Below are 12403 nucleotides of genomic sequence, written 5' to 3'. Positions count from 1 at the left end.
AAAAACGCCAACTAAAAAGTTGGCGTTTTTTTTATGATGAATTAATTTAACTTTATGTAAACCTAACAAAATTTTGAATTTATAGTTTTTTTCAAAAGGGTTTTCATCAACAAATGATTAGGTACTATTCCTGTCGAAATAATTTGATTCTTAGTGTACACACCCTCATTTGATTTCGTTTTATTAGGACCTACTTTAGTACCCATAAACCAAAGTATAAAATTCGTATTAGAATTTAAAGTAGCAGAAGAAGAAGCTTTAACTGGTAATTCGTCAGTTACAACATTAAAAACTTTAGCTGACACATTCAAATCAGTACTATTAAAGGATGCTTGAGCAAAACTCGAAAAACCAAAAAATACAAACACAACAAGAAAATGAATTCTTCTATTGTTAGTGTTATATTTTTTGAAAAAAGTTTTCATACCCTTAAATTTAAAGATGGAAAATATTCGCATCATATTTCGAGTACTAAACTAATAGTATTAAAATCGGGAAAAAAAAATACTCGTTTAAATGTCTGAATACTCGTTTAAGTACGCAAACCAGACTGCCTCAACGATCAGACTACACAAACAAAATTAATGTCAAAAAAATATTGAGCATAAAAAAAGCCTCTCGATTTGAGAGGCTTTTAAATTATGCTTGACCTGTTGGTCCAAAATTAAGCGGAATTGGCGGCTGTTCAACATCTTTAATCTCGCCATGAGCGATTTCAAAACGATGAATATTTTCTCCAATTGCTTTCAATAATCTTTTGGCATGTTGTGGTGTCAAAACAATTCTTGATTTCACTTTAGCTTTAGGAACACCCGGCATGATACATACAAAATCCAAAACAAATTCTGATGAAGAATGATTGATAATCGCTAAATTGGAATAAATTCCTTCAGCAATTTTTTCATCCAACTCAATATTAATTTGTTCTTGTTGATTAGAATTATTCATAGCTATGTTATTTTCCAATTCTCTCTCCGCCGAGACGGAGAGAGCTATTTGGGAAAGAATTAATAAATGTACTCCTCTTTATTTGCCATCATATCATTGTAATCTTCTCTTGATCCTACAATTGTATTATCATATTCTCTCATACCCGTTCCGGCAGGAATTCTATGACCAACAATTACATTTTCTTTCAATCCTTCTAAGTAGTCAATTTTACCTGCAACTGCAGCTTCATTTAATACTTTAGTCGTTTCTTGGAACGATGCAGCAGAGATAAACGATTTCGTTTGAAGTGATGCTCTTGTAATACCTTGTAAAACTGGAGTTGCAGTTGCAGTGATAACATCACGAGCCACAACTAGATTTTTGTCGGTACGTTTCAACAATGAATTTTCATCACGTAATTCACGAGGCGTAATAATTTGCCCAGCTTTTAATACGCTAGAATCTCCTGCGTCTTCAACCACTTTCATTCCATAAAGATTATCATTTTGAACGATAAAATCTTTGGTGTGAATCAATTGATCTTCTAAGAATAAAGTATCACCTGGATCTTGAACTCTTACTTTACGCATCATTTGACGTATTACTACCTCAAAGTGTTTGTCGTTGATTTTTACCCCTTGCAAACGGTATACTTCTTGAATTTCATTAACCAAATACTGTTGAACAGCAGCAGGCCCTTGAATTCTTAAAATATCATCTGGAGTAATAGCTCCATCAGACAATGGTACACCTGCTCTTACGAAGTCATTTTCCTGAACTAGAATTTGACTTGATAATTTAACCAAGTATTTTCTAATATCACCAAATTTAGATTCGATAACGATCTCACGGTTACCTCTTTTGATTTTTCCAAAAGAAACAACACCATCAATCTCAGAAACTACCGCTGGGTTCGAAGGATTACGAGCTTCTAACAACTCTGTAATTCTTGGTAAACCTCCAGTAATATCCCCAGATTTAGAAGAACGACGTGGAATTTTAACCAATACTTTACCCGCTTTAATTTTCTCACCGTTTTCAACCATCAAGTGGGCACCAACTGGTAAGTTGTAAGAACGAATCAATTCGCCATCTTTACCGTAAACCAATAAAGTTGGGATTAATTTTTTGGCTCTTGATTCAGAAATTACTTTTTCTTGGAAACCAGTTTGCTCATCAATTTCAACCATGAATGATTGTCCTTGTTCTAAATCTTCGTAAGCAATTTTACCAGTAAACTCAGAAACAATAACCCCATTATAAGGGTCCCATTTACAGATAGTAGCCCCTTTTTCAACAGATTGACCATCTGCAACAAAAATACTAGAACCGTAAGGAATGTTATTGGTACTTAATAAAATACCTGTTTTTTCGTCAATTAATTTCAATTCTGTTGAACGAGAAACGACAATATCTACTGCATTACCTTCACCATCTTCACCTTTAACAGTTTTTAAATCCTCAATTTCTAGTTTACCACCAAAACGGGTAACAATACTAGATTCTTCAGAAATACCACCCGCAACCCCTCCAACGTGGAACGTACGTAATGTTAACTGTGTACCTGGTTCTCCAATAGATTGAGCTGCAATTACACCAACTGCTTCTCCTCTTTGTGTCATTTTTCCGGTAGCTAAGTTTCTACCGTAACATTTAGCACAAATCCCTTTTGTAGCCTCACAAACTAAAGGCGAACGCACTTCGACTTTCTCCACTGGAGAAGCTTCAATCGCTTTCATCAATACTTCTGTAATTTGCTCCCCAGATTTAACTAAAATCTCATTGGTTAAAGGATTGATTACGTCTTGTAATGCTACACGACCTAAAATTCTTTCTCCTAATGATTCAACAATTTCCTCATTTTTCTTCAATGCAGAAACTTCAACACCTCTAAGAGTACCACAATCTTCGATATTAACAATAACATCTTGAGAAACGTCATGTAATCTTCTAGTAAGGTATCCAGCATCAGCCGTTTTCAAAGCCGTATCCGCAAGACCTTTACGAGCACCGTGAGTAGAAATAAAATACTCAAGGATAGAAAGACCTTCCTTAAAGTTGGAAAGAATCGGGTTTTCAATAATCTCACCACCACCAGCAGTAGATTTTTTAGGCTTAGCCATCAAACCACGCATACCAGTTAACTGACGAATCTGTTCTTTGGAACCCCTTGCTCCAGAATCAAGCATCATGTACACCGAGTTGAAACCTTGTTGGTCTTCTCTAATGTTTTTCATTGCAGTTTCTGTAAGCTGTGCATTTGTAGAAGTCCATACGTCAATAACTTGGTTGTAACGTTCGTTATTGGTAATAAGACCCATGTTATAATTAGCAGAAATAGCTTCAACTTGCTCTCTAGCGTCTGCAATTAATTTTGGTTTCTCATCTGGAATTCTAATATCCCCAAGAGAGAATGACAATCCACCTTTAAAGGCGAATTTATACCCCATATCTTTCATATTGTCCAAGAAAGCCGCTGTTGTAGGTACATCAGTCGAACTCAAAACGTGCCCGATAATGTCTCTAAGGTTTTTCTTAGTCAATACATCATTGATATATCCAGCTGCTTCCGGCACTACTTCATTAAATAATACACGACCTGCAGTTGTTTGAATGATTTGGTAAACCAAGTCACCAGCTTCATTAAAATGTTTTGCTCTAATTTTCACACGAGCATTCAATTCTAATCGGCCTTCATTCAAAGCAATATTTACTTCTTCAGCAGAGTAAAAAGTGATTCCTTGACCTAATATTTTAAGTTCTGGAGTAGACAAACGTTCCTTGGTCATATAGTAAAGACCAAGTACCATGTCTTGAGAAGGTACCGTGATTGGCGCACCATTAGCAGGATTCAGAATATTATGAGAACCCAACATTAATAATTGTGCTTCCAAAATAGCTTCTGGTCCTAAAGGCAAGTGAACTGCCATTTGATCCCCATCAAAATCCGCATTAAATGCAGTACAAACTAAAGGGTGCAATTGGATTGCTTTTCCTTCAATTAATTTTGGTTGGAATGCTTGGATACCTAATCTGTGCAAAGTAGGAGCACGATTCAGTAATATTGGGTGACCTTTAATTACATTTTCAAGGATATCCCAAACTACAGGCTCTTTCTTATCTATTATTTTCTTAGCTGATTTAACCGTTTTTACAATTCCTCTTTCTATCAATTTACGGATAACGAAAGGTTTGTATAATTCGGCTGCCATATCTTTTGGGATACCACATTCAGATAATTTCAATTCAGGTCCAACAACAATTACCGAACGAGCAGAATAATCCACACGTTTTCCAAGTAAGTTTTGACGGAAACGTCCTTGCTTACCTTTTAGGGAATCAGATAATGATTTTAATGGTCTGTTTGATTCTGTTTTTACTGCAGATGCTTTACGAGTATTATCGAAAAGTGAATCTACAGATTCTTGCAACATACGTTTTTCGTTACGAAGGATTACTTCAGGAGCTTTAATCTCGATTAATCTTTTCAAACGGTTATTACGGATGATTACACGACGGTATAAATCATTTAAATCTGAAGTTGCAAAACGACCACCATCAAGAGGCACAAGAGGACGTAATTCTGGTGGGATAACAGGAACCACTTTCATGATCATCCATTCAGGACGATTTTCTCTGTTCAAGTTAGACTCACGGAAAGACTCAACAACTTGTAATCTTTTTAAAGCTTCTGTTTTACGTTGTTTTGATGTTTCATTATTCGCTTTGTGTCTCAAATCATATGACAATTCGTCAAGATTGATACGAGCCAATAAATCCATAATACACTCTGCTCCCATTTTGGCAACAAACTTATTAGGATCAAAATCATCAAGATATTGGTTGTCTGCAGGAAGTGTATCCAATATATTCAAATACTCTTCTTCAGTCAAGAAATCTAATCTTTGTACTGATTCTCCTTCTGCATTTTTAGCAATACCAGCTTGGATAACTACGTATCTTTCGTAGTAGATAATCATATCTAATTTCTTAGATGGAAGACCAAGGATATAACCAATTTTGTTAGGAAGAGAACGGAAATACCAGATATGAGCAATTGGCACAACCAAGTTGATGTGACCTACTCTGTCTCTACGTACTTTTTTCTCAGTAACTTCTACACCACAACGGTCACAGATAATCCCTTTGTAACGTATTCTTTTATATTTACCACAAGCACATTCAAAATCTTTTACTGGTCCGAAAATACGTTCGCAGAAAAGACCATCTCGCTCTGGTTTGTGAGTTCTGTAATTGATTGTTTCAGGTTTCAATACTTCACCCCTAGACTCTTTCAAGATCGATTCAGGAGAAGCAAGTCCTATTGAAATTTTATTAAACCTTTTTACAGGATTCTTATCTTTATTATTATTTCTATTATTCATCATAGTTTTTACTATTGATTTATTTGCAATTAAAAATTGATTTCAGTACAGTCGTTGCAATGCAACGTCTCTACACCTCGGATTACTTCACTAAACTTCAAATAAAAATTTTGAAGTGCTATTTACAAAACCCAATTGGTTTAAATAAAAAATCGGAACGGGTTACGGGTCTAAATCCTAAAAACTCTTATAAATGAGTAATCAGTTTTCAGATATTGCTACCTGAAAACTGAATACTGCAAACTTTAATTTATTCTTCTAAACGAATGTCAAGACCAAGACCTTTCAATTCATGCATTAATACATTGAATGATTCAGGTAATCCTGGTTCTGGCATAGATTCACCCTTAACGATAGCTTCGTAAGTTTTAGCTCTACCAATAACATCATCAGACTTAACTGTCAAGATTTCTCTAAGTGTACTTGATGCTCCATAAGCTTCAAGTGCCCAAACCTCCATCTCTCCAAAACGTTGTCCACCAAATTGCGCCTTACCTCCTAAAGGTTGTTGCGTAATTAATGAGTATGGTCCGATAGAACGTGCGTGCATCTTATCATCAACCATGTGTCCTAATTTTAACATATAGATCACACCTACAGTTGCTGCCTGATGGAAACGCTCTCCCGTACCACCATCATAAAGATGAGTATGTCCAAAACGTGGTACTCCAGCTTCGTCAGTCAATTCATTGATTTGGTCAAGAGATGCTCCGTCAAAAATTGGTGTAGCAAATTTTCTACCCAAGTTTTGTCCAGCCCAACCAAGAACAGTTTCATAAATTTGACCAATGTTCATACGTGAAGGTACCCCAAGTGGATTCAACACGATATCAACTGGTGTTCCGTCCTCTAAGAAAGGCATATCTTCATGACGAACGATACGAGCAACAATACCTTTGTTACCGTGACGTCCTGCCATTTTATCCCCAACTTTCAGTTTACGTTTTTTAGCAATATAAACTTTAGCCAATTTCAAGATTCCTGCTGGCAATTCATCTCCAACAGTGATAGTGAATTTTTCTCTACGTAACGCTCCTTGTAAATCGTTCAATTTAATTTTATAGTTATGAATTAAATCATTAACCATTTTATTAGTCACATCATCTGCAACCCATTGACCTTTACTTAAGTGAGCAAAATCTTCAACAGCATAAAGCATTTTTTGAGTATATTTTTTACCTTTTGGTAAAACTTCCTCACCCAAATCATTCATTACACCTTGAGAAGTTTTTCCGTTTACAATATTGAAAAGTTTCTCAATCAATCTATCTTTAAGCTCAACAAACTTAACTTCAAACTCCATTTCAAGTGCTCCTAAAGCATCTTTATCTTGAGTACGTTTACGTTTATCTTTTACTGCTCTTGCGAATAATTTTTTATCCAAAACTACACCATGTAAAGAAGGAGAAGCTTTTAATGAAGCATCTTTTACATCACCTGCTTTATCCCCGAAGATTGCACGAAGCAATTTCTCTTCCGGAGTAGGATCTGATTCCCCTTTTGGAGTAATTTTACCGATAAGAATGTCACCAGGTTTAACCTCGGCTCCAATTCTAATCATACCATTTTCATCTAAATCTTTAGTAGCTTCTTCAGAAACGTTTGGTATATCATTCGTTAATTCTTCGTTACCTAATTTAGTATCTCTAACTTCCAATGAATAATCATCAACGTGAATAGAGGTGAAAATATCGTCACGAACCACTTTTTCAGAAATAACAATCGCATCCTCGAAGTTGTACCCTTTCCATGGCATGAACGCCACTTTTAGGTTACGACCTAAAGCTAATTCTCCATTTTGAGTAGCATAACCTTCAGATAATACTTGTCCAAGAACCACTCTATCCCCTTTTCTTACGATAGGTTTAAGGTTGATACTTGTACCTTGATTGGTTTTTCTAAACTTAATTAAATTATATGTTTTATCATCAGATTCAAAACTAACCATTCTTTCTTCCTCAGAACGATCGTATTTGATAGTGATGATATTAGCATCTACATATTCTATAACTCCAGGACCCTCAGCGTTAATTAAAACTCTAGAATCTGAAGCTACTTGACGCTCTAAACCAGTTCCAACAATTGGCGCTTCAGGACGTATCAATGGTACAGCCTGACGCATCATGTTAGATCCCATCAATGCTCTATTCGCATCATCATGTTCCAAGAAAGGAATCAAAGAAGCAGAAATAGAAGCAATTTGGTTTGGAGCAACGTCTGCATAATCCACTTTAGTTGGATCAATAACAGGGAAATCCCCTTCTTGACGTGCAATTACATTATCGGCAGTAATTTTACCAGTCTCATCCATTTGGATATTTGCCTGAGAAATCATCATACCTTCTTCTTCTTCAGCACTTAAGTAAACAGGCGTAGACTCTAAATCCACTACTCCATTAGTTACTTTACGGTAAGGTGTTTCAATGAAACCCATTCCGTTTACTTTAGCATAAACACCAAGAGAAGATATCAAACCAATGTTTGGTCCCTCAGGAGTTTCAATTGGACATAAACGTCCGTAATGCGTATAGTGAACGTCACGTACCTCAAATCCGGCTCTCTCTCTCGAAAGTCCACCTGGTCCAAGTGCAGATAATCTTCTTTTGTGCGTGATCTCAGCTAATGGATTCGTTTGATCCATAAATTGAGACAACTGGTTGGTACCAAAGAAAGAGTTGATAACAGAAGATAATGTTTTAGCATTAATCAAATCTATTGGTGTAAACACCTCGTTATCTCTAACGTTCATACGCTCTCTAATAGTTCTAGCCATACGAGCTAAACCTACACCAAATTGTTGAGACAATTGTTCTCCTACTGTTCTCACACGACGGTTTGATAAGTGGTCAATATCATCAATATCAGCTTTCGCATTTATTAATTCAATCAAATACTTAACAATAGTTATGATATCTTCTTTGGTAAGCACTTGCTTTTCCATTGGAGTATCTAAACCTAATTTTTTGTTTATTCTATAACGACCTACTTCACCTAAGTTGTAACGTTGGTCAGAGAAGAATAATTTATCTATAATACCACGAGCAGTTTCTTCATCAGGCGGTTCTGCGTTACGCAATTGCCTGTATATATGCTCAACAGCTTCTTTTTCAGAGTTTGTTGGATCTTTTTGTAGCGTATTATGAATGATAGAATAATCAACAAGATTATTATCTTCTTTATGCAACAAAATAGATTTAACGTTTGAATCAATGATTTCTTCCACATTATCTTTGTCGATAATAGTATCTCTATCAAGGATTATTTCGTTACGTTCGATAGAAACAACTTCGCCAGTATCTTCATCAACGAAATCTTCATGCCAAGTGTTCAAAACACGGGCAGCCAATTTTCTACCAATATATTTTTTAAGTCCAGTTTTAGAAACTTTAATTTCCTCAGCTAGGTCGAAAATCTCTAGGATATCCTTGTCTCTTTCGAAGCCTATTGCACGGAATAAAGTAGTAACCGGTAATTTTTTCTTTCTATCGATATAAGCGTACATAACGCTATTGATATCTGTAGAAAATTCTATCCAAGATCCTTTAAAAGGGATTACTCTGGCAGAATATAATTTTGTTCCATTTGCATGGAATGACTGTCCAAAGAAAACACCTGGAGAACGGTGTAATTGTGAAACCACAACTCGCTCAGCTCCATTGATAACAAAAGTACCACTTGGTGTCATATAAGGTATTGTACCAAGATAAACATCTTGAACAATTGTTTCAAAATCTTCATGTTCAGGATCTGTACAATATAGTTTCAACCTTGCTTTTAAAGGCACACTATAGGTAAGACCTCTCTCTATACATTCTTGAATGGTGTAACGTGGTGGATCTACAAAGTAATCTAGGAACTCCAATACAAAGTTATTTCTTGTATCTGTAATTGGAAAGTTTTCCATGAAGGTGTTGTATAACCCTTCGTCGCCTCTTTCGTCAGATTTAGTTTCTAATTGAAAAAAATCTTTAAACGATTTTACCTGAACATCTAGAAAATCTGGATATTGAGGTATGTTTTTTGTTGAGGCAAAATTCAATCTTTCAGTTTGATTTGATATCATCAATTGACAAAATTTTGATTAAAAAAAAGTAGTTTTAGTGTAAAACACTGACTAATATAAAACAATCAATACTTAATTTCTAATCAATACCTCTTTAAAAATAACTCAAGAGCAAACTCTATTGTTGATTTTCTTTCATCGTATTGATCTAAAACCATTGGGTATTTTAAACTATTTTATAATAAAACTTATTATAATTTTATTATACGAAAAAGGGTTTAGGTCTTTGGAAGTAAATCCAAGACCTAAACCTAATTCTTAAAACTGAGTAGAACTATTTAAGCTCAACAACAGCTCCAGCTTCTTCTAAAGATTTTTTAAGACCTTCAGCCTCTTCTTTAGTTACACCTTCTTTAACGTTACTTGGAGCGCTATCAACTACATCTTTAGCTTCTTTCAAACCTAAACCTGTAAGTTCTTTTACCAATTTAACTACAGCTAATTTAGAAGCACCAGCTTCTTTCAATACAACTGTAAATTCAGTTTGAGCTTCTTCAGCAGCAGCTTCTCCACCACCTGAAACTACTACAGCTGCAGCAGCTGGTTCGATTCCGTACTCATCTTTTAATATTGTTGCTAATTCGTTAACTTCTTTTACAGTTAAATTAACTAATTGTTCTGCGAATTGTTTCAAATCTGCCATTTTTTCTATCGTTTTAAAATGATTTGTAAAATATAATTTATTTATTGTGCGCTTTTCTAAATAAAAAAGATTGACTCTTTTTTATTATGCTTCTGTCTCAGCCACTTCTTCGCTGTTAGCGAATTGGTTTTGCAAAGCAGAAATAACTCTTTGAGCTGGTGATTGTAACAATCCAATGATTTCGCCGATAAGCTCTTCTTTAGATTTAATAGTAGCTAATGCTTCTAATTGATCATCACCGATGTAAATTTCAGAGTTAATATAAGCTCCTTTTAATACAGGCTTGTCAGATTTCTTTCTGAAATCTTTAATGATTTTTCCAGGTGCATTTGCAACATCAGAAATAAAGATAGCACTGTTACCTGTCAATACAGAAGGTAAATCACCATAGTCATTATCCGAAGCTTCCATTGCTTTTGCAAGCAAAGTGTTTTTTACCACCTCTAATTTAATACCTGCTTTAAAACAAGCTCTTCTCAAGTTTGAAGTTGTTTCTGCGTTTAATCCAGAAATATCAGATACATAAATAATGTTTGTACCAGCTAACTGTGCAGTTAAATCTTCAATCGCGATTGATTTTTCTTCTCTAGTCATACTAAAAATTATTAACTACCAATTATACTGCTTTTGGGTCCAATGCAATTGCAGGACTCATAGTGCTTGTAAGGTGAATACCTTTAATGTAGGTACCTTTAGCAGCAGTTGGTTTAAGTTTGATTAATGTTTGAATAATTTCGTGTGCATTGTCATAAATTTGCTCAGCTCCAAAAGAAACTTTACCAATTCCTGCATGTACAATACCAGTTTTATCAACTTTAAAGTCAATTTTACCAGCTTTTACCTCTGCAACAGCTTTTGCAACATCCATAGTTACAGTACCTGTTTTAGGGTTTGGCATTAAACCTCTAGGTCCTAAAATACGACCTAATGGACCTAATTTACCCATTACAGCAGGCATAGTGATGATTACATCAACATCTGTCCAACCGTCTTTAATTTTTTGAAGGTAATCATCAAGACCAACATAGTCTGCACCAGCTGCCAAAGCTTCCGCTTCTTTATCTGGAGTAACTAATGCTAATACTTTAACATCTTTACCAGTTCCATGAGGTAATGTTACCACACCTCTAACCATTTGATTCGCTTTTCTTGGATCTACACCCAATCTAACAGCGATATCAACAGACTCATCAAATTTTGCAGAAGCAATAACTTTAATTAATGCAGCAGCATCTTTTAAAGAATATAATTTGTTCTTTTCAATTTTTGAAGCAGCCTCTTTTTGCTTTTTTGTCAATTTTGCCATGTCTTTCTCTTAATTAAAAAGGAGAATCTCCTGATACAGTTATACCCATAGATCTAGCTGTTCCAGCGATCATACTCATAGCAGATTCGATTGTGAATGCATTTAAATCTACCATTTTATCTTCAGCAATTGCTTTGATAACATCCCAAGTAACGCTTGCTACTTTTTTACGATTTGGTTCACCAGATCCTGACTTTAGCTTTGCAGCTTCCAATAACTGGACTGCCGCTGGAGGAGTTTTTACAACAAAATCAAATGATTTGTCTTTATACACAGTAATTTGTACTGGGCATATTTTGCCGGGTTTATCTTGTGTTCTAGCATTGAACTGCTTACAGAACTCCATGATGTTTACCCCAGCAGCTCCTAAAGCAGGTCCAACCGGTGGCGACGGATTCGCAGCACCTCCCTTAACTTGTAGTTTAACTACCTTACTAATTTCTTTAGCCATTTTTTAAAAAATTTAACACGACAATCATTGGAAGCGATTGTAGTGGTTATTATAGATGTAACAAAAATTATACTTTTTCAACTTGCATAAAACTCAACTCTAATGGTGTTTTTCTTCCGAAAATCTTAACCATTACTTCCAGTTTACGCTTTTCTTCATTTATTTTTTCAACCGTACCGTTAAAACCATTGAAAGGACCATCAACGACCTTAATTGTTTCTCCTAAGTTGAAAGGAATAGAACGAGTATCTGTATTTACAGCCAACTCATCTACTTTACCTAGCATTCTGTTTACTTCTGAAATTCTAAGCGGCACCGGTTCTCCACCTTTTGTTTCACCTAAAAAACCAATAACACTTGTTATAGACTTAATAATATGAGGTATCTCCCCTACTAGATTCGCTTCAATCATAACATATCCAGGAAAATAAACTTTATCCTTAGATAATTTTTTCCCGTCTTTTACAGTAACTACTTTCTCTGTAGGCACAAGAACTTGAGAAACATAATCCTCCATCCCAAGACGAGTAATTTCAGTTTCTATATAAGCTTTCACTTTATTTTCTTGTCCGCTTACTGCACGAACGACATACCACTTCTTTATATTATTATCTGCCATTACAAA

Annotated in this window: 9 protein-coding genes; all 9 read right to left on the bottom strand. The window is 35.2% G+C overall.

The window, feature by feature from the left end:
• Nucleotides 1–62: 62 nt before the first annotated feature.
• Nucleotides 63–425 carry a hypothetical protein gene (locus DB891_RS11325; RefSeq protein WP_124019513.1) on the bottom strand — a complete coding sequence of 121 codons (363 nt, stop codon included), beginning with the start codon at nt 423–425 and terminating at the stop codon, nt 63–65.
• Nucleotides 426–639: 214 nt separating this feature from the next.
• Entirely contained in the window at nt 640–948 is a 309-nt protein-coding gene (locus DB891_RS11320) for a DUF3467 domain-containing protein (protein ID WP_116763593.1), read from the bottom strand.
• Nucleotides 949–1007: 59 nt separating this feature from the next.
• Nucleotides 1008–5318, bottom strand: coding sequence for a DNA-directed RNA polymerase subunit beta' (gene rpoC, locus DB891_RS11315; protein ID WP_116763591.1), 4311 nt, complete (start codon nt 5316–5318; stop codon nt 1008–1010).
• A 247-nt stretch (nt 5319–5565) separates the two neighbouring features.
• Nucleotides 5566–9378: a DNA-directed RNA polymerase subunit beta gene (rpoB, locus tag DB891_RS11310; protein ID WP_116763589.1), complete on the bottom strand. Its 3813-nt coding sequence runs from the start codon at nt 9376–9378 to the stop codon at nt 5566–5568.
• 274 nt (nt 9379–9652) lie between these two features.
• On the bottom strand, nt 9653–10021 hold the full coding sequence (rplL, locus tag DB891_RS11305; protein ID WP_077370834.1) for a 50S ribosomal protein L7/L12: 369 nt from the start codon (nt 10019–10021) through the stop codon (nt 9653–9655).
• 84 nt (nt 10022–10105) lie between these two features.
• Nucleotides 10106–10615, bottom strand: a complete 510-nt coding sequence (gene rplJ, locus DB891_RS11300) for a 50S ribosomal protein L10 (RefSeq protein ID WP_116763587.1) — start codon at nt 10613–10615, stop codon at nt 10106–10108.
• A gap of 22 nt (nt 10616–10637) precedes the next feature.
• Complete coding sequence (gene rplA / locus DB891_RS11295; RefSeq protein ID WP_072944426.1) at nt 10638–11327, bottom strand: 50S ribosomal protein L1; 690 nt, start codon at nt 11325–11327, stop codon at nt 10638–10640.
• Between the two features lie 13 nt (nt 11328–11340).
• Nucleotides 11341–11778, bottom strand: a complete 438-nt coding sequence (rplK, locus tag DB891_RS11290) for a 50S ribosomal protein L11 (RefSeq protein ID WP_035639405.1) — start codon at nt 11776–11778, stop codon at nt 11341–11343.
• A gap of 67 nt (nt 11779–11845) precedes the next feature.
• Nucleotides 11846–12397: a transcription termination/antitermination protein NusG gene (nusG, locus tag DB891_RS11285; RefSeq protein WP_116763585.1), complete on the bottom strand. Its 552-nt coding sequence runs from the start codon at nt 12395–12397 to the stop codon at nt 11846–11848.
• Nucleotides 12398–12403: the final 6 nt, after the last annotated feature.

Origin of the sequence: Flavobacterium laiguense (genome assembly GCF_003097655.1) — a bacterium.
Classification (GTDB): domain Bacteria; phylum Bacteroidota; class Bacteroidia; order Flavobacteriales; family Flavobacteriaceae; genus Flavobacterium; species Flavobacterium laiguense.
The sequence above is the reverse complement of the archived record's forward strand: the minus strand, read 5'-3'. Positions and strand labels throughout refer to the sequence as shown.

Bases quoted from the DNA above. Each gene is read 5' to 3' on its own strand.
- DB891_RS11325 (WP_124019513.1), bottom strand. From the start codon at position 425: ATGAAAACTTTTTTCAAAAAATATAACACTAACAATAGAAGAATTCAT.
- DB891_RS11320 (WP_116763593.1), bottom strand. From the start codon at position 948: ATGAATAATTCTAATCAACAAGAACAAATTAATATTGAGTTGGATGAA.
- rpoC (WP_116763591.1), bottom strand. From the start codon at position 5,318: ATGATGAATAATAGAAATAATAATAAAGATAAGAATCCTGTAAAAAGG.
- rpoB (WP_116763589.1), bottom strand. From the start codon at position 9,378: ATGATATCAAATCAAACTGAAAGATTGAATTTTGCCTCAACAAAAAAC.
- rplL (WP_077370834.1), bottom strand. From the start codon at position 10,021: ATGGCAGATTTGAAACAATTCGCAGAACAATTAGTTAATTTAACTGTA.
- rplJ (WP_116763587.1), bottom strand. From the start codon at position 10,615: ATGACTAGAGAAGAAAAATCAATCGCGATTGAAGATTTAACTGCACAG.
- rplA (WP_072944426.1), bottom strand. From the start codon at position 11,327: ATGGCAAAATTGACAAAAAAGCAAAAAGAGGCTGCTTCAAAAATTGAA.
- rplK (WP_035639405.1), bottom strand. From the start codon at position 11,778: ATGGCTAAAGAAATTAGTAAGGTAGTTAAACTACAAGTTAAGGGAGGT.
- nusG (WP_116763585.1), bottom strand. From the start codon at position 12,397: ATGGCAGATAATAATATAAAGAAGTGGTATGTCGTTCGTGCAGTAAGC.